10 protein-coding genes are annotated in these 20,710 nt (G+C 38.7%); 9 read left to right on the top strand and 1 reads right to left on the bottom strand.

The genetic code is table 11. The features are described 5' to 3' along the window. Positions 1 to 158: 158 nt before the first annotated feature. The 6 genes from IPJ53_12570 to IPJ53_12545 are packed head-to-tail and all read left to right on the top strand — an operon-like array spanning position 159 to position 9,877. Positions 159 to 3,503, top strand: a complete 3,345-nt coding sequence (locus IPJ53_12570) for a VCBS repeat-containing protein (GenBank protein ID MBK7799935.1) — start codon at positions 159 to 161, stop codon at positions 3,501 to 3,503. 22 nt (positions 3,504 to 3,525) lie between these two features. Further along, positions 3,526 to 4,131: a hypothetical protein gene (locus IPJ53_12565; protein MBK7799934.1), complete on the top strand. Its 606-nt coding sequence runs from the start codon at positions 3,526 to 3,528 to the stop codon at positions 4,129 to 4,131. Further along, complete coding sequence (locus IPJ53_12560) at positions 4,121 to 4,657, top strand: archaeosortase/exosortase family protein (protein ID MBK7799933.1); 537 nt, start codon at positions 4,121 to 4,123, stop codon at positions 4,655 to 4,657. Before IPJ53_12565 ends, IPJ53_12560 begins: the two co-directional genes overlap by 11 nt. Beyond that, positions 4,650 to 5,312, top strand: coding sequence for a hypothetical protein (locus tag IPJ53_12555; protein ID MBK7799932.1), 663 nt, complete (start codon positions 4,650 to 4,652; stop codon positions 5,310 to 5,312). Before IPJ53_12560 ends, IPJ53_12555 begins: the two co-directional genes overlap by 8 nt. Continuing rightward, positions 5,309 to 5,851, top strand: a complete 543-nt coding sequence (locus tag IPJ53_12550; GenBank protein ID MBK7799931.1) for a hypothetical protein — start codon at positions 5,309 to 5,311, stop codon at positions 5,849 to 5,851. Before IPJ53_12555 ends, IPJ53_12550 begins: the two co-directional genes overlap by 4 nt. 3 nt (positions 5,852 to 5,854) lie before the next feature. Continuing rightward, positions 5,855 to 9,877: a S8 family serine peptidase gene (locus IPJ53_12545; protein ID MBK7799930.1), complete on the top strand. Its 4,023-nt coding sequence runs from the start codon at positions 5,855 to 5,857 to the stop codon at positions 9,875 to 9,877. 88 nt (positions 9,878 to 9,965) lie between these two features. Here the strand turns inward: IPJ53_12545 and IPJ53_12540 are convergent, their stop codons facing one another. Continuing rightward, the gene (locus IPJ53_12540) at positions 9,966 to 10,313 is read right to left on the bottom strand and encodes a 4Fe-4S dicluster domain-containing protein (GenBank protein ID MBK7799929.1); all 348 of its coding nucleotides are present in this window, start codon (positions 10,311 to 10,313) and stop codon (positions 9,966 to 9,968) included. A gap of 303 nt (positions 10,314 to 10,616) precedes the next feature. Between IPJ53_12540 and IPJ53_12535 the strand changes: the two genes are divergently transcribed. From IPJ53_12535 to IPJ53_12525, 3 genes are all read left to right on the top strand, one after another. Further along, positions 10,617 to 15,926 carry a T9SS type A sorting domain-containing protein gene (locus tag IPJ53_12535; GenBank protein ID MBK7799928.1) on the top strand — a complete coding sequence of 1,770 codons (5,310 nt, stop codon included), beginning with the start codon at positions 10,617 to 10,619 and terminating at the stop codon, positions 15,924 to 15,926. A gap of 174 nt (positions 15,927 to 16,100) precedes the next feature. Beyond that, positions 16,101 to 19,364: a M36 family metallopeptidase gene (locus tag IPJ53_12530; protein ID MBK7799927.1), complete on the top strand. Its 3,264-nt coding sequence runs from the start codon at positions 16,101 to 16,103 to the stop codon at positions 19,362 to 19,364. A 105-nt stretch (positions 19,365 to 19,469) separates the two neighbouring features. Continuing rightward, on the top strand, positions 19,470 to 20,693 hold the full coding sequence (locus tag IPJ53_12525; GenBank protein MBK7799926.1) for a TCR/Tet family MFS transporter: 1,224 nt from the start codon (positions 19,470 to 19,472) through the stop codon (positions 20,691 to 20,693). Positions 20,694 to 20,710: the final 17 nt, after the last annotated feature.

Here is a 20,710-nt window from a genome sequence, read left to right as displayed (position 1 = left end):
ATGCTTTTTAACAAAAAAGATTAGTTTCCAAACTTATAAAAATGCCTTCCACGTTCATTTGTGGAGGGCATTTTTTATTTCTTTATCTGGCTCAGCTCCTTGATTTTTAAGGGTTTTTAAGCATAGTACATTATCTTTGCGGACTTAAATATCTCCTCATGAAAAAGTGCCATTACCCGCTTTTACTTGCCATTTGTTTCTCCTTTTCTTATTACTCATGTAATAAGGCCGACCAAAAACAAGCCGGGGCAGACTCAGATGCAAGCTCCGGTGGATTTATTAAAATAGAATCAGAAGAGTCCGGAGTTGACTTTTCAAATAACCTCAAAGAGGATGTAAATTTTAGTTTTTTAACTTTCCACTACATTTACAATGGGGGAGGAGTGGCAGCAGGAGATATCAACAATGACGGTCTTACAGATCTTTATTTCACCGGAAATCAGGTGGATGACCGACTTTATTTGAACAAAGGAAATTTTAAATTTGAAGATATCTCTAAGTCATCCGGGATTCTTGACGGACCTAAGGGTTGGAATACCGGAGTGGTAATGGTGGACATTAACAACGACGGATTCTTAGATGTGTACGTTTGTCGTGGTGCCAGTATCGAACCGATTGAATTAAGGAAAAATCTACTCTTTGTCAATCAAAAAAACAACACTTTTAAGGAAGAAGGTGCTAAATACGGGATCGACGATGCCGGATTTTCCATCATGGCTAATTTCTTTGATTACGACAATGACAATGACCTGGATTTGGTCGTGTCCAATCGACCTGATAGATTTTCGCTAACGGTTTTCGATGTATTGGACGGTAGAAAAAACGGCGACCCTGCCAATAAAGTCAGTTTGTACAGAAATAATGGTGACAACACTTTCTCTAATGTAAGTAAAGAGATGGGACTTTGGGAAACCTATGGATATGGCTTGGCGGTAACCGTATCGGATCTGAATGGGGATGGTTATCAGGATATTTATTTTTCCAATGATTTTACCGAGAATGATTATTGCTTTCTGAATCAGCAAGGCAAGTATTTTAAAGAATCTATCAGGGAGGTGGCCAATCATACCGCATTTTACGCCATGGGAACCGATATTGCAGACATTAACAATGATGGCCTGGAAGACATCATGAGTGTGGAGATGTTACCGGACGATTATTGGCGTGCGAAAGTTTCCATGTCTCCAATGGTGCGGGGAGCTCAGTGGGATGAATATTTCACAAGTGGAAGAGTGCACGTTCAGTACATGCAAAATATGTTGCAGCTCAACCGTGGAAATGGTTTTTTTAGCGATGTTGCACAATTCGCAGGGGTGAAAAGTACGGATTGGAGTTGGGCAGTTTTAATGTCTGATTTTGACAATGACAGTAAAAGAGATATTTTTATCAGCAATGGTTATAGACGTGATGTCTTTGACAATGATGCCATCTTAAAAACGGATGCCCAATTAAATGAAGCCATAAAAAAGAACAACAATAACACAACTCTCGCACCAATGCTGAGTCTTCTTGAAAATTATCCGGAAGTAAAGTTGGTGAATTATATTTTCAAAAATGAGGGCAATCTAAAGTTTAGCAAAAAAATGGACGATTGGGGAATCAAAGAACCCAGTTGGTCTAACGGCTCTGTTACCGCGGACTTGGACAATGATGGAGACCTGGATTTGGTAGTGAGCAATGTAGATGAAAAAGCTTTTCTATACAGGAATGACATAAGAGGAAATAACTATTTGCGAATTAAATTGGACGGCCCTTCCAACAACAGATTTGGACTGGGAGCCAAAGTTGAAGTTTATGTAGGGGCTGAAAAAATAGTAGAACAATTCAAGACAGTAAGGGGGTACCAATCTTCAGTAGAGCCCATACTTCATTTTGGATGTGGACAAAACAAAAATGTTGACAGTGTAAAAGTCCTGTGGACAGATGGAAAAATGAGTTACCTGAACTCCATTAAAACCAATCAGCTTATCACAATTTCATACCAGGGATCACAAAGTCAAGGTCATGCTCCTGCAAAAGTGTCAACACTTTTCAGTGATCGGACCAATGAATTGATAAGTCCTGTTTATACTCATCAGGAGAATGTGTTCAATGATTTTATACCTCAGGTTTTATTGCCACACAGATTATCTATGAATGGGCCTTGCATAGAAGTCGCAGATGTTAATGGAGATGGCCTCGAAGATTTTTTTATTGGTGGGGCAAAGGACCAACCCGGAGCCATTTACCTTCAAAATGCAAATGGAAAATTCATAGAGAAAAAACAAAAAGTATTTCAGGACGATAAGGCTTATGAAGATACCGGAGCTAAGTTTTTTGATGCAGATGCAGATGGGGATAAAGATTTGTATGTAGTCAGTGGGGGCACTGAAAAACCGGTAAATTATTCATACTACCAGGATCGTATTTACTTGAATAATGGAAAGGGAGATTTTACAAAAATGAAAGACATGCCACAGATTGGAGTGAGCGGAATGTGTGTAAAGGCATTTGACTATGACAATGATGGGGATGAAGATATTTTTGTAGGTGGCAGGGTCATTCCTAATTATTATCCATTACCCGGAAATAGTTTTTTACTACGCAATGATAAAGGCAAGTTCAAAGATGTTTCCGTAGAAACAGGTCCCGGATTTTCTAAGTTGGGTCTCGTAACGGATGCCGTGGTATCTGATGTGAATAAAGATGGATTTAAAGATTTGGTAGTCGTGGGAGAATGGATGAAACTTACTTTTCTAATTCAAAAAGATGGAAGATTTTTTCGGGACACCACCCTGTTTAACGTACCTCAATCTACCGGCTGGTGGAATAGAATAGTGGAAGCGGATGTTGATGGCAATGGAGAAATGGATTACATTGTAGGGAATATTGGACAAAATTATAAATTCCAACCTACGATTGAAAAACCTCTTGAAGTATACGCCAATGATTTTGATGGTAATACAACTTTTGATGTGTTTCTTGCGAAACATCTCAAGGATCGTGTGGTTCCCATTAGAGGAAGACAATGTTCGTCAGAGCAATTACCCGATGTGGTTAAGAATTTTCCATCCTACAGGGATTTTGCCAATGCCAACATTGAACAAATACTGGGAGAGCAAAAGGAAAATGGAGTTCATCTGAAAGCCAATCAGTTTGCATCAGTAGTATTTCTTAGAAACGGAAATGCATTTACAGAACAATTACTTCCTTTTGAAGCACAGATTTCAGCTGTCCAGGGCATCATTTACGAGGATTATAATATGGACGGTAAAAAAGATCTTTTGATTGGAGGCAATTGGTATGCTTCTGAATATGAAACACAGCGAGCAGATCAATCTATAGGGCAATTATTTGCCGGAGATGGAAAGGGTGGTTTTAAGGTTGTGCCAGTTCTAGAAAGTGGATTTTTTATTCCATTTGATGTGCGCAATATGGTGCCTGTAAAAATTGGAAGAGAGAAGAAACAAGGAGTATTGGTAGCCATCAACAACAAACCCATGAAATTATTTGTACGTAACTAGAAATTAATACCTTTTGAATCTTATGAAGAATTTTTTAAATTTTACAATTGTTGTTTTTTTTGTAGGTCTTATTCAATTTGGATGTCAGGCGAAAAAGGACATCATGACCCCAACTAAATTAATTAATATTGTTTTAAAATCGGTATTTACGAAGGACTCTTCTCTCTTTATAGATAGGTTTTATAATAAGGATAGAATCGTAAAAACACTTGCTTTAGCCACTATTAGTGATTTTGCATTTAATAAAGAAATGGAATTAGCTAACGACACAAACAGATATAGAATTTATCATGATTCATTAATGTTACAGTATAGATTACTTATTCATCAGTTTGACAGCATAGGCTTAAAGCCATTTCTTATGGATACCGTTGATTTTGAAAATTATTTCAATGCAGCAAGACCATATTTTCGCCTTGAGGCAGATGCTTGGTTTAATCATGGAAAAGACACTTTCGTTTTAAAAATTAAGGATGCAATACTTTTAGTAGATGGCTGGAATTTAGGTTCTGTAAAATTATATAAAGCAAGTGAAGATCCTATGTTTGTTAGAATAAAAGATAAACTTATTGAAGAAGCAAAAAACAAGAAGAGAATTTTAAATCAAGATTCATCCCATGTTAACTAATTTAAAAGAAAGGTGGTCTAGCTTATCACCAATCGTAAAATTCTTATCAAGTTTCATTACTTTGATAGTGTTGTTTTATGGATTCTACTATTCACCGATGTATGAATTGTACATTATGCCGGCACTGTTAAATTTTCAAGCCAATCTTGCGAGTGTTTTACTTTCAATAATGGGTTATAAAACCACCATAGAAGGTGACCTTATTCAAGGAGATGAGTTTAGAGTAAGCATCAAAGGAGGATGTGATGGGATTGAAGCTTCTGCATTATATGCAATCGCTGTAATTTCATTACCTCTGGTGGCCAGAAAATTTAAAATAACAGGATTGATAGTGGGGCTTTCTATTTTGTTTGTGTTAAATATCATCCGTATTGCAGGATTGTATCTGGCTGGAATTCACTGGCCGGCTTTCTTTGAATTTTTTCACCTGCATGGTGGGGTCATCGCTTTTCTTTTAATCAGTGTCATCATGTGGTTGATTTGGGTACAATGGGTGATGAAAAAAACTGCTCACAACAATGACTAAAACCTTGCTCCGATTCATATTGCTGTTTGTTGTGACATATGGGGTAGGGGTATATGCTTTTTCGAAAATTAATTTTTTTTCATCATGGCATGTTTTTTTTAGAAAATCTGTTGAACTGGTTGTTTCCAATGCACTGCCTTCCTGTGAAATTGAAACTCAGAAATTTGTAGATCCTGTCAGCAAAAAGGAAGATAGAACAATGATGTATTTGGTATATGGGAATCCATTTCTGATGAAGAAAGCACTCGAGGATGCCCGCGCAACCGGACAGGGATTTGCGACAATGCCAACCAAATCAACTCAGTTTAAGTTGTTTGAAATGTTTACCATTCCGCTCCTTTTTTTGGTTTCAATTTTTGTTGCAACTCCTATGGCTGCAAATCAAAAGTTCAAAGGCTTATCCATCAGTTTGATGATACTTTTTATTTTTCTTTTAATCAAAGTTCTTTTATTGGCTTTATTTAACATTTCAAACGCCCGCATTGGGGTTTATGAGCTCACCGATGACAACATGTCCGGTTTGAATACGTTTATCTCTATGTTTTCTCTGGGTTTTAGTATGAGTCTTGCCCTGATTTTATGGCTCATTTGGGGCTTTAGAAAAAGTAGTTTTATACATTTTTTAAATCAAATTTTTTCAAATCTAAGTAAATGAAGTTTTTAATATATAGTTATTCATTCGTTTTCATTTTTTCGTCTTGCAGCAGTGCCATTAATCTTGATAAGCTTAACAAGGATTCATGTGGAAAATTTGAATACGGTAAGATTGAAACCAAGCGGATGCTTACGGATGCTGATAAATTAAATTTGAAGTCAAATGGCATAGTCATTCAGGAATTTGTATTTGAAAAGCTTTATCTGGGCCTTTGGAAAAAAAACTGGACAGAAAAAAATTTGGATAAAACAGTAATTTCAAAATTGACTGTCATTCCACCGGATGAAAAATTAGCGGGAGGAATTATTTTAAAAGATATAAAGCCAAATGACAATTCTCGTTGTATCTTGCTTATTCAAACGGTTGGTTCGGTACCCATTAGTGAATTTAATGACTATGGCAAAGTGGAATCTGCCAGAAATGATTTTATTAAAATGGAAACTTCCATGTCCAATATTATTGACCTCTGTAATCACCCTTGCATCAAAGCTGTAAGTTTGCTTCCTCAAAATTCTTCACCGGATCAAAAAAAAGACTAGATTATGAAATGCATCACTTCAAAGAAAACCATCGGTAAGGTTGCTTTATTATCGTTAATTTTCTTTAGCATTTCGATGTACGGTCTGCTCGCTCAATTAAACAGAAACCCATATGAGGAGAACGCAAATGAACCGATGGATGAAGCATACAGGATAATTAAATTTTCAGTTTTGCCGGGAGCAGAGGAAAAAACAGGATTGGCTCTGGAAGGCATTCAGTTACTTGAATTTGTTGGACAATCAAGTTACTTGGCAAAAATTAAGAAGGGTATTTCATTTCGCAGCAACTTACCCGGGGTGAAGAGCATTTCTAGAATAGACTTGAGAAATAAATGCACCAAACAAATTTTTAATGGTGAAATTTGTTCAGAATCGAAAGGTTCAAAATCAGTATTGTTGATTCAGCACATGCCTTTGATTCAGGAAGACAATATTCTTTCTTTGGTATCCGGCTATGGACTAAATATTCTTAAATATGCTAAGCCTTACCGAATGCTGTATGTAGAATGTGAGACCTCCAAAATAAGGGATCTTATCAATCAGTATTGGATTCAATATGTATCCTGTGCACCGGAGCCTGGAGAGCCCGAAGATAGAGAGGGCAAGACTCTTCATAGAGTTAACCAGATTACTTCGAATACTAAAGAGAATATTTTTTTAGACGGTTCAGGAGTAAAAGTTTGTGTAAGAGACGATGGTTTTGTCGGGCCTCATGTAGATTTTAAGGGCAGAATAAATAATCAGGTGTACGGCTCCAATGGAACTCATGGTGACATGGTAAGTGGCATCGTGTGTGGAGCAGGAAATATTGATCCTGTAATTTCTGGAATGGCTACTGCTGCGGAATTATTTGTGATTAATTATCAGGATGACTTTTTGGATGCCACATTAGATCTTCATCAGCAAAATGGAGTAGTGATTACAAATTCATCCTATTCCAATGGGTGTAATTTGGGATACACTGCGATCACACAAATTGTAGACAAACAGATTTATGAAAATCCAAGTTTGTTGCATGTGTTTTCAGCTGGCAATTCGAACAATCAAAATTGTGGTTATGGTGCAGGTAACCAGTGGGGCAATATAACCGGGGGGCACAAAATTGGAAAGAATGTGCTTACCGCAGCAAATGTGCAGATCAATGGATTGATTGATCCTTCCAGCAGCAGGGGACCAACCAAGGATGGAAGGTTAAAGCCTGATGTAGCTTCCAGGGGTAATGGTCAATTGAGTACACAGGATGGCAATATCTATCAGGTTGGTGGCGGAACTTCTGCCGCATCTCCAGGAGTGGCAGGAACGGCAGCTTTGCTTTACCAGGCATATAAAAATTTTAATAAGGGTATTAACCCTCCGTCTGCTTTGATTAAGGCAACTTTGATGAATACAGCCACTGATATTGGAACGCCTGGTCCGGATTATGTTTTTGGTTTCGGAGTCATTGACGCCTACAGTGCTTATAAGTGCCTTGAGAGTAAGAACTATCAGAACCTGGAAATCAATCAGTCAGAATTAAAGGAAATTATTGTAGACATTCCGAATGGAGTCGCGCAGGCTAATTTTATGATCTATTGGGCAGAAAAGGAGGCTTCTTTATTAGCTGATCGGGTCTTGATTAATGATATAGACATGGAACTGGTGAATCCTTCTGGAACGATTGTTCTGCCTTGGGTATTGGATCCTTCACCAAATTCTGCAACTCTTGCTGCAGGGGCAAGTCCAGGAATAGACAGCTTGAATAATTTTGAACAAATTACCATTCCATATCCGGTCGCTGGTAAATACACCATCAGAATAAAAGGAAAATTTCTTCCGGATAATAAAGTTCCATTTTTTTTACTGAGTCATTTTGATGAAAAGGTGTTGCGCTTAACTTCTCCTATTGGTGGGGAAAAATACAACAGTCTTGAAGTCACACAAATCCATTACAAAAGCTTGAGTTCAGATTCTATTTTTATTCGGTTTTCACCGAATGGCGGGAGAACCTGGAACAATGTACGAGGAGTTCCGGGCAATAGTCGTCTGGTCAGTTGGACCGTGCCCAATAATATCATTTCCGATTCCTGCTTAATTGAAATCAAACAGGGAGCCGTCGTAGAAACAAGTGAATTTTTTACAATTTCAAGTACGCTGACCGGCTTGAGAATTTTAAAGTATTGTCCAAATGAAGTAACACTAAGCTGGAATGCATCCGTAAAAGATAGTTTTCAGATTTATACTTTGCAGGGAAATTATATGCAACCACACTCGATCGTGTATTCCAATCAGGCAACCATATCGATTGATCATCCAAAAAATGATTGGTGGTTTTCCGTAGCCGGCTTCCAAAAGGGCGTTCTCGGAAGAAGACTTAAGGCAATAGGTTTGCCGGATACTTTAGTGGGCTGTTTGATTAAAAATGATCTTTCGTTGAAGACTAGAAATAATTGGTTGTCCAGAAATTTTGTTTCTTGTGGCACAGACACCTATGTCAGACCGGAAGTTATTGTTCATAATAGAAATGCAAATTTGGTTTCAGGTTTTTCCATTCAATATTTTGATGGAGTAAATAAAGTGACTGAAAATTTCAATACACCTTTGAAATATAAAGATTCTGTAATTATAGAACTTAAGCAAGGTTTGAGATTAGATTTTGAAGGGGTAAAATCTATACCTGTTTGGGTTTCATTAAATACAGATGAAAACGTTTTCAACGACACGAGCTTTATCAAAATAGAAAATCAAAAAGTTGAGGATGAACAAGGTGTTTATCCAATGTTGGAAGGATTTGAAGGCAGTTCAGTTCCAGCTAACTGGAAATTGGTCAACCCAATTCCTGTATCAAACTGGATTCAGCAAAATCAAATTGATAAGAATAATCAAATTAGCAAGATGCTTGGATTCACGAGTTCAGCTTATAGCTACAGCTCCTATCCAATTGATTTGTTTTCAACCACAATAGATTTAAGTAAATCAACAGAGCCATTTTTGTATTTTGATTACGCATACCATAAGGACACCCGATTTACAAGCTATCCGGATTCCTTTTACGTGGATGTGATTACAGTCTGTGAAGGAATAAACAAGACCAGCAGAATCTTTTTTGGAGGGGCATCTGATATATACACGGTCGATACATCGTCTGATTTAAGATGGGTGCCTTTATCTGGTTCAAATTGGGATTCAAAAGCTTTTGATTTGGCTGATTTCAAAGGAAAGAAAATAGTGATTCAATTAGGATTGTTAAGGGGCGTCAACGGTCACTTTTTTTTAGACAACGTACATGTGAAAGAACGTTTAGCAGAAACTCCGGTGATACAGCTTTCAATTGATCCGGAAGAAATTTGTATTTCCAAAACAGTTAAGTTTTCAACAACTGCCTTAGTAGGATCAGGAATCACCTACCGTTGGGATTTTGGAAATCTGTCATTGCCAAGAACCGCAACAGGTGTAGGCCCTCATAATGTAAGATTTTCTTCTTCAGGTTTCAGGAATGTCAATTTGCGAGTGATGGGTACTGATTTTGATGTATCCAAGACAACTTCTGTTTATATTTACAATCAACCGGGTCCATCATTTGATTATTACATAGGACCAAACAAAACGGTGAGTTTTGAAGATAAGTCCAGTCACACGAAAGATTTACTTTGGGATTTCGGAGACGGACAGACCAGTACTGAAATAAATCCGGTGCATCAATATGATTCAGGAAAAATCTATACGGTTAAATTAACTGTCAGTAATATTTGTGGATCAAACAACAACACTCGTGAAGTTGATCTCTTAAATACGTCTTCTGTAAATATTACAAAAGATCAATTCCTAATTTATCCTAATCCAGTCAATCAACTGCTGCACATCAAATCTGATGAAGCGTTCTCAGAATGGAAAATCATAGACTTAAATGGAAAGATACTGTCTAAATCTGGAGAAAGTTATTTTGAAGACAGTGCAGAAATCCAAACATCTTCTTTGCAACCAGGAATCTATTTGATTGAATTAAATTTTTCAACAGGGAAGGGAAGAATGAAGTTTGTTAAGATGTAATCGAAGATTCTAGATCGAACAGATTCTGTTTTGAGTATGAAGTGAATTTTTAAAACTTCATGCTAACTTATCTAAATCTATAACTCCATTACAGATGAAGTGCACTTTTACGATTTAATAATTGTTCTTCTGATTCCTTGCGATCAGGATCCGGAACACAGCAGTCAACCGGACAAACTGCTGCACACTGGGGTTCTTCATGAAAGCCGACGCATTCGGTGCATTTATCCGGAACAATGAAATAATAATCATTTGAAACAGGTTGGTTCTTTTGGTGTACGTCTACTTCAGACCCATCCTCCAGTTTGTAATTACCTTTTAAGGTGTTGCCATCCGCCATGGCCCACTCAATCCCACCTTCGTAAATTGCATGATTAGGACATTCGGGTTCGCAGGCCCCGCAATTAATGCACTCTTCTGTAATGATGATGGCCATAAATATTATATAATTACTTTATTTAATATATAAATTATTAATTAACAAAGATATTTTTTTTTAATTTCCTTCAATAGGCAAAACAAAAAGTTAACATTTGAATTTTCAAAAGGTTAATCTCTCCAAACAAATTATTTGCTTATTATTTTCCTTGTAATTAGGGAGTAGATAAATAAAGTAAATAAAATATACATATTTAAAATAATTGTTATATTTGCCTTGTTATTTAGTGCCCCAAATTATATAAGTCTTTAGTTCATAGCGAGTTATAGCATACCTTAAGTATACTAAAACGTTTCGGCTATGGCTTTTATAAAATTTACAACACGATTAATTACCGGACTTCTGCTTTTTAGCAGTCTTGAAATAGGGGCTCAGATATTATGTTCCCCAGATCAGGATGCACCTGAAATAACAGGATGCCCAACTGGCATCATTGAATTAAACATCACGGATCCGGCAGTTTGCACATTGACAAACCCCATAGCTTCCCCGGGGGTAATAGAAAATTGTTCTTTTGTATCTATATTCAATTCAATTAATATAAGTAAGTTTACCTATCTATCCGGTCCAGGTGGAGGGACTATTCCTCCTTACATTTACCATGGTTATGATTCTATCACCATAATAGGTGTCTCAAACGGAACTACAGGTTTGAATTCTCAACATAATTATTGCTTTCATATTCCATGCACGGGTATTTTAAGGTTCAATTTTAGAGCAAGAATGTCCAATACAGATGCATTTCCGGATGATCGAGCTCGTATCATGACCGAAAATGCTTTGACAGCCACCTCTACAACTGATGTACTTACGACAGGAGGTGGATCTTTTATTCAAGGAAGCAGAACATTGAATGTTACCGCAGGCGACAGAATCTGCTTTGAAGTGAATTCAGATAATTTGGGTGGAGTTGACAGTCTTACGATAAGCAATTTGACTTTACAGGCTTTGGGTGCTCCTTCTATAACAGTTGTTGGACCACGTCCAGGTGATGAGTTGAGTTGTGGTACTTATTTTGGAGCCTTCATTGCTACAAATTGCTCAAACCTATTTTCTTTATGTGAATTTCAAATTAATGTCAGAGACACTACTAAACCATTATTTACTAGTTGTCCCGATGACATTCAAGTGCAATTGGAACCCCAGGATTGTGGTGTGGTAGTAGCATGGAATTTACCTACGGCTTCTGATCCCTGTCCTTACAATCCTGGATTTGTTGGACCTTTCGCACCAAACGGTTGGACTCGAAATGATTTTTTTAGCAATCAGACCCCAGGAGCAGGTCAGGATGCTATTGTGACCCATGATGCATCTACATTAAGTATTACCGGTTCTAACAATGGATTGCCTGGATATTTACAAAGTACCGGAATTGAAAAAAATATACCTTGTAATGGTACCGTGAGTTTTGATTGGACAGCAGAAATGGAAGGTGGCGGATTTGCTTTGGATGAAGCAGGTTACTTTACTACAAGCGGAGGAGGAGTCACTTTATCAATTCCTCCAGGTGCAACATTTGCTAATGGCTCAGTAACAATTCCCGTGATCTCTGGTGATCAAATCGGTTTTGTTGTCAACTCTGATAATAGAGCTTTTGAAAATACACTGACCATCAGTAATTTTGTATTTACACCTGATCCAATTCAAATTGTTCAAATAGCAGGACCTCCACCTTTTGCTTATTTAACTCCCGGTGTTTATCCGGTAAGCTACGAAGCAACCTCTTGCTGTGGTGTAAACGTTTGCTCTTTTAATGTAACGGTTTTACCCAATCCAGCAATTTCTTGTAAAAACGTAAATGTATCCCTGGATCAAAATTGTGAAGTGACCATCACACCGGAAATGTTGTTGACCGGTGGAATATGTCCTGATTATAAAATTATTGAGTTAAGCCACTACAATCACCCAATTCCGAATCCGGTGGATTCGCATTATTTGGGAAAAACAATTATTGCTAAAGTTACCGACACTTTGACCGGCAATTCCTGTTGGTCCTATGTGACGATAGAAGATAAACTGGCCCCAGAGATTATCTGCAGGGATCAGGACATGAGTTGTATCCAGTTCAATCTGAATGCAGCCAATCCTGCAGTGATAGAAGATTGCAGCAGATACACGGTGACCTTACTGGATGAACTGACCACGAAACTGGATTGCAATCCGGAATACATAAAAGAAGTAAGAAGGACCTGGATTTCTACGGATACCTATGGCAATATCAGCGACACCTGTGTACAGTTGATCAGAGTGGAAAGACCGGACATCGATGCGATCGTATTTCCGGATCAGATCGTAGATCTGGAGTGCAGCAGAATCTCGAGATTTGACGCAAATGGGAATCCACATCCTAGCATTACAGGGATACCTACCTTGGAAGGTTATCAGATATGGCCGAATATAGACTTCATCTGCAACATGTATGTAGATTATGAAGATCAGGATCTGGGAGATATCGGATGTGTGCATAAGATCATGCGTACCTGGCGCGCCAGAGAGTGGTGGTGCAATCAGGAGTTCACGGTTCTGGGCATACAATTTATCCAGATCAAAGACACCGAAGGTCCGATCATTACACATCGCCCATACGATTTTGATGCGACCACAGGACACAGAGATTGTGAAGCAGATGTGTTGTTGCCTGCGATCGATGCTTATGACAGATGTCATGATAAATTGCGAGTGGACATCAGTTATCCGGGAGGATCGTTGATAGGAAAAAATGGCGGGAAAGTAATCCTTCCAGTTGGACGAGATACAGTGATATACAGAATCTATGACGGTTGCTATAATGTAACGACCGATACATTGATAGTTACAGTAAAAGACGATACAGAACCTGTGGCAATATGCGACAGAAGAACAGTGGTGGCGTTGAATGATGCAGGAATCAATTGGGTGCCTGCAGAAGTATTTGACGATGGAAGTTTTGATGAGTGTCACTTACATCATTTTGAAGTGAGGAGAATGGATGCCGATGCGTGTGGCATAGTAGGAGAAGACGATTGGGGACCTGAAGTTGGCTTTTGTTGTGAGGATGTAGGCAGGACAATCATGGTAGCCTTCAAAGCAATAGACGCAAGCGGAAACGAAAGTGTGTGCATGGTGAGCGTGGAGGTACAGGATAAAGATGTTCCATTGATCAGTTGTCCACCGGATATCTTGGTTGATTGCAGATTTGACATAGACCTGAATAATTTGGGGACCTCATTTGGTAAAGTAGTGGACAATGAAGCGGATCGTGAGAAAATAGTAATAGATCCGATTTACTGGCATATTATAAACGGACATCCGCAGGATGGAATCGCGTATGACAATTGTAGCCCAAGAGTGAGTGAGCGAATAGATACGAGTGGAATGAATCAGTGTGGAATGGGTCTGATCATCAGAGAATTTACAGTAACGGACGGACAGGGCAACAGTGCAAGCTGTGTGCAGAGCATAGAAATACAGAATCATCATCCGATGACCTATCTGTCGATTACCTGGCCTGCGGATCTGGATACAAATGGAATTTGCAATCCGGATTTGTTGATCCCTGAGCGCTTGAGTGCACCGTATAATTTTCCAACGTATGTGGATGATGAATGCAGCCTGATAGGTTTAAGCTATCATGACCATGTATTTTCACAGACGGTACCCGGAGATCCATGCTTTAAAATTTTCAGGGTATGGAAACTGATCGACTGGTGTCAGCGGGATAGATTAGGAAACATAGTCATCTTCAGCGATACACAGATCATCAAGGTGAGCAATCTAATAGATCCGATTATTACCAAATTGTGCCGGGATACGACAATCTGCAGCTACGATGTACAGTGCAGACCGATACCGATTAGTCTGAGCATAGATGCCATAGACGATTGTACGGATGTATCGGAATTGTTGTACCGCTACAAAGTAGATTTAAACAGCGACGGTACGATCGATATAGAAAGAGCAACGATAGGAGACAATACAGCAAGCGGTACATGGCCATTAGGCAGACACATCATCAAATGGGAAGTGGAAGACCGATGTGGCAATACAGCGAAGTGTCAGTCTGTAGTGAACTTGTTGAATTGCAAATCACCGACGGCATACTGTCACCGTGATTTGTCCATTGGATTGACAGGGATGGATACAGATGGAAACGGAACGCCGGATACGAAGATGGCGGTGGTATGGGCCAGCGACCTGAATGTAAACTCAGGCCACAGCTGCGGTTATCCGGTGACCTTTAGTTTCAGTGCAGATACGAATGACAAGTCCAGAACGTATACTTGCGACAGCATAGGACCAAGAAATGTGGAGCTGTGGGTAACAGATATTAATGGCAATACCTCAGTATGTAAGACAGTGATCATCATCTGGGATAATCCACAGAGTGAGCCACAATGTCCACAGACTTTGAATGTGACAGTAAACGGACAAATCAAAACAGAGGGAGGAAGTAAAGTAGAGAAAGTAGGAGTGTTGCTGGAACAATCGACGATGCCTGCGACGAGTACGAACTTTGAAGGGGAATATGCATTTGGGCCGATCGCAACAGGTGGATCGTATGCAGTAAAACCTGGGAAGAACGATGACTGGTTGAATGGCATCAGTACAGCGGACATTGTAAAAATACAGAAGCATATATTGGGTACAGAGCCGATCACCTCACCGTACAAAATGGTAGCGGCGGATGTAAACAGAAGCAAGACTGTTACGGCGCGAGACATCGCAGATCTTAGGAAGTTGATATTAGGATTGACACAAGAAATCAGTGGCAACACGAGCTGGAGATTTGTGGATGAGTATTACAGTTTTGGAAGTGCGGAGGGAGCGCTTACGGAGAATTTCCCGGAAGTGTACAACATCCCTACGATGTCATCGAATACAGTAGGAAATTTCATCGGGATCAAAGTGGGAGATGTGAATGAATCAGCCAAGACGCGCGGATATCAAAACACGACGAGCCGAAGTGGCAAGGTAATGGATTTGAGTTACCGTGATGAGGAAATGAAGAAAGGAAATGTGTACGAGATAGAATTCAACTCAAGCAACATAGACCAGTTCAGAGGCTTCCAGATGACGATGGAGTGGAATGCAGAGATGATGGAAGTGATGGAAGTGACTGGTAATCGCGGCAATCATTTTGGAGAAGAACATTACAGTATGCACAAGGTGAATGAAGGAAAAATCACCTTCAGCTGGGATGGAAGTTCAAAGAGTGGAGAGCGATTGTTTACGGTGAAAGTACGAGCCAAAGCAGATGCACGTGTATCAGATATGATGCACATAGGCAGCAGCATCACACCAGCGTTAAGTATAGGAGAAGGATTGGAGGAAGGCAGGATAGAGTTGAGGTCACAGGGCAAACTGCAAAACGAGTTTGTGTTGTTGCAGAATGAGCCGAATCCATGGAACGGAACGACTGTGATCGGTATGTTACTTCCTGAGAAAGGAGAAGTGAAATTAACGATTTACGACATGACCGGAAAAGTGTATTTCCGCAGTACAAAGGAAATGAGTAAAGGCTATCAGGAATGGATCATAGAAAAATCCATGTTGGGTACGTCAGGGGTGTATTATTATCAGGTAGATTTTGATACCAATACACAGACCAGAAAGATGATAATATTGGATTAAGCATAGCAAGTGAAGTGATTTGGAGGATAAAGTAACCAAGGTTTCTTTATCCTCTTTTTATTTTAGTTTATATGTGTTAAATGCTAGTTTATTCCAAGTATATTTGCAAGCGTATTTCTATTAAACTTATATTCACAAAGGATTAGTGGTTTTTGGAAATTTTGAAAAGTAATCATGAGATTTTTTTTGTTTCTATTCACTTTTTTACAAATTTTTTCCATTCAGATTAATGCTCAGTTATCTGAACAATACATTTTAAGTATAGTGGATTCAAAGAAACTGAATCCTCCGTTTGGACAAATTAAAATATCCTCTCAATATCGGGATGATCAGACCGGAATAACGCATGTTTATTTTAGCATGGAGTTAAATCAAATTCCTGTGTTTGGTCTTGATTTGGCAATTCACTTGGATGATAAAGGTAATTTGATTTACACTACAGGTGGATTTCCAACTCATCTCAAATTATCAGAAAAGGAATTTCATTTTGAACAAAGAACTGAACTTCTAATTCAAGAATTCCTAAGAAGTCATCTGTGTGTTGAACAACCCTTTGCACAGTTGGATAGAAATTCCACAGAGCCGCAATGGCAGCACTTTGGGTTCAGGAAAAGTAAAAATGACTTGCTTAAGTTTAAAAAAGTTTATTATTTTCTGAATACAGAATTGACAGCGGCCTACAATATTTACTGGCAAAGGAATCAACCTTTGGAATGGTGGAATAGTATTATTGATGCATCAACCGGGTCCATTCTTTTTGAAGATAACCAAATGAAATCATGCTCCTTTGATCATTTTCATTTTACTGAGAAAAGTGCTTTTAGTAAATTTTCTATTGCTCAAAATTCAGCATCCTGCAATTCATGTTACAATGTTTTTTCTATTCCAATTGAAAGTCCTTCACATGGGGCAAGAAGTATCGTTTACAGTCCTTGGCTTAAGGGTGGAAATGCAAGTCCTATTGGTTGGCATCATGATGGTTTTATAAATTATTATTCAAGTCAGGGAAATAATGTGGATGCTTATGAGGATATGGATGATGACAATTATCCAACTGGCGGTGATGCGGCAAGAGCTGTGGGAGGACCTTTGATAGATTATGATTTTCCTTACAACCCATCATTGCCACCCTTAACCAATAAAAATTCTGCCATCACAAATTTATTTTATTGGAACAACATCATGCACGATGTTTGGTATCAGTATGGTTTCAATGAACAGGCAGGAAACTTTCAGTACAATAATTTTGGAAGAGGTGGACTGGATTTGGACAATGTGATTGCAGAAGGTTTGGATTTTATTGAGGGGGCAAGAAATAATGCAAATTTTGGAACTCCCCCGGATGGTTATCCAGGACATATGCAAATGTATGTGTGGCAAAAACCAAATTATGATTCTATCATCATTGAATCTCCTTCACAAATTTCAGGAAAGATAATGTATGTGCCTGCAGCTATAGGTCCAGAAATAAAAGCCCCTCTAAGTGGTCAGCTGATATTGGCAAATGATGGATCTGGTAATCCTACATTGGGCTGTGCGAATTATGTAAATGGCTCTCAGGTAAATGGCAACATTGCTTTGGTAGATAGAGGAGCTTGCACGTTATACAGTAAGATTATTCGCGCTCAAAGTGCCGGGGCAAAAGCAATTATTATCATCAACAATGAACCTCATGAACCTTTTGTAATTGGTGGTTTTAAAAATGGAATCAACATTCCGGTTTTAATGATTGGCGCATCGGATGGCACAAAAATAAAAAATGTTTTAGCAGGAGGGGTTTTTGTCACCTTGTTACCAAGTTCTGCCTATAAATTGGTGGTTAATAGCGAGTCACTGATTTTTTCACAAGCAAGTTTTGGAGGAAAAATTCCTACAAACTTAAGTGCAAAATGTGAATTGGCAATAGACAATGTAAATAATATAAATGATGCTTGCCAAACTCTTGTCAATGGTTACGCAATTAACGGTTCTTTTGCGCTAATTGAAGAAGGAAATTGTGAAGCTTCATATAAAGCTTATCAAGCTCAACAGGCCGGGGCTTTAGCGGCTCTGGTTTGCAAAGTTGGTCCTGGATATCCTGATTCATTACCGAAAGGATCATATGGGGCATTAGTTAATATTCCGGTCATAAGTTTGAGTGAAGCGGACTGTAACAAAATAAGAAACTCATTACCAGTTCAGGCTACTTTGACCAATACCTTACCAGCATTAGCGGATGGTGATTTTGATGCAGGAATTGTTGCACATGAATATGGACACGGTATTTCTACCCGATTAACAGGAGGGCCAAATAATTCAAACTGTTTGTCAAATGCTGAACAAGCAGGAGAAGGTTGGAGTGATTATTTTGGTTTGATGATGACCCAAAGGATAAATGACCATCCATATAAACCAAGAGGTATTGGTTCCTGGCCAAGTGGCCAACCATATTATGGGGTGGGCGTCAGACCTACAGTTTACTCAGTGGATTTGAGCGTTTGTCCCGGTGATTACAACATGTTGAGAGATGTTATAAAAATTTCACAGCCTCACGGAATTGGTTATGTTTGGTGTTCGATGATTTGGGATTTGAATTGGGCTCTTGTTACAAAATATGGATTCGAACAGGATATTTATAAATCCAATTCAAACGCTGGAAATATTAAAGCCAATAAATTGATCATGGAAGGATTGAAATTGCAAGCATGTAATCCTGGTTTTGTAGATGCTAGAAATGCAATTTTAAAAGCAGACTCCCTTTTATTTGGTGGAGTGAATGTTTGTGAAATTTGGAATGTATTTGCCAGGCGTGGTTTGGGATTCAGTGCTAACCAGGGGTCTTCACAAAGACGGGATGACGGCGTCGCTGCATACAATCTTCCACCTAACTGCAATTTATTAAGTGAAGCGCAATTATTCGGACAAAGACCTTTAGCGCTGGAAGAGGTGGTCTTATTTGGTGAAATGAAAGGTAAGGAGGCCAGGTTGAATTGGACCGTAATCAATCAGGAAGAATTGAAAGAATATCATCTGATTCGTAAAACTGAAAACTTTGGTGCAGAAACTATTGCAAGTTTATTACCTGGATCTAATAGTTATGTAGATACAAAAATTCCATATGCTGGAGAATTACAATACCAATTGAAAGCAAAAAATTCTAATGGTGACGAATTTCTGAGCAATTGGGTTACCCTAAATTTTGAAAATTCTGACAAGGATTGGAAGTTATTCCCCAATCCTGTAAATTCGGAACTCAGAATTAAGCATTCCTTGAAAGGACTGGTTGAAGTCAATGTCCGTTTACTTGATTTGTCCCTGAAAGAATTGGACAATAATTTCTTTCGATTGATGGAGGGCGATCTTATCACTTACAATACCTCATTCCTGATACCGGGGACATATCTGATTTGTATTGAATCCAATGGGCAACATCAATACTTGAAGTTTTTAAAAACCTGATTGAATTAGCTTTTTCATTTACGTTTTTAATTTAATTCAAATCTTCCGCTTCAAACATAGTGGAAGAAAGTCCTATCTTCGTTGCCTTAATCGGCTTCCAGCTTCATGAAAAAGGCTTTCGTTTTTATTTTTCTTACAGTTTTAATAGACGTAACCGGTCTGGGGATCATCATTCCGGTAATGCCTGATTTAATTAAGCATCTCACAGGAGGTGATCTAAGTGAGGCATCCTTCTATTCAGGTTGGATGTCAGCTAGTTATTCTGTTATGCTTTTTGTTTTTGCGCCTGTAATGGGGGCACTCAGTGACCAATATGGCAGGCGACCGGTCTTGCTACTTTCACTCTTGGGGTTTGGTCTGGATTACATCATTCAGGGATTCGCGCCAAACATTGTTTGGTTGTTTGCAGGTAGAATTCTCGCCGGAATCACCGGTGCATCCTATACTACTGCAGCTGCCTACATTTCAGATATGAGTGAGCCTGAAAAGAAAGCCCAAAATTTTGGGTTGATTGGTGCGGCTTTCGGCTTGGGATTTATTATTGGTCCATTGCTTGGAGGTGTCTTGGGTCAATTTGGATTCCGTGTTCCATTTTTTGGTTCTGCTGTGTTGGCATTGGCAAATGTCGTTTTTGGTCTGTTCATACTTCCGGAATCCCTCAAACCTGAAAACAGGAGAGATTTTTCCTGGAAGAGGGCAAATCCCATCGGAACCTTTAAAGTACTCACTAAATATTCCGTCTTGAGAAGCTTTATTTTAATTCTTTTTTTAGTGTACCTGGCCCATTATTCGCTACAATCCACCTGGGCTTTTTACACCATGGAAAAATTTAAGTGGGACGCCGTGCACGTCGGTTATTCCCTTGCCTTTGTTGGTTTGATGATGGCGATTGTCCAGGGAGGATTAAGCCGAATTCTAATTCCTAAAATAGGGCCTGTAAATTCAATTTATTTTGGAATGGCAATGGCCATTTTTGGTTATTTTGCTTATGCATTTGCTCCTTCCGGTATCTTTATGTACCTCATCATGGTTCCTTTTTCCTTAAGCGGAATCGCAGGGCCGTCCATTCAAGGTCTGGTGGCAAATCAGGTTCCTCCAAACGCACAGGGTGAACTGCAAGGAGGATTGACGTCTTTGATGAGCGTTACGGCTATTTTTGGTCCGTTGTTAATGACTTTTCTATTTAATTATTTTACAAAACCTAACAGTTATTTTAATTTTCCGGGGGCTTCCTTTTTTATGTCTTTTTTATTGACTTCAATTGCTTTAATTTTGGTAATACCCCCTTTAAAAAATATTAAATCGAATATTAAATCTGCCCTCCATTAATTTAATCTTTTTAACCA

Origin of the sequence: Candidatus Vicinibacter affinis, assembly GCA_016714365.1 — a bacterium.
Lineage (GTDB): Bacteria > Bacteroidota > Bacteroidia > Chitinophagales > Saprospiraceae > Vicinibacter > Vicinibacter affinis.
The sequence above is the reverse complement of the archived record's forward strand: the minus strand, read 5'-3'. Positions and strand labels throughout refer to the sequence as shown.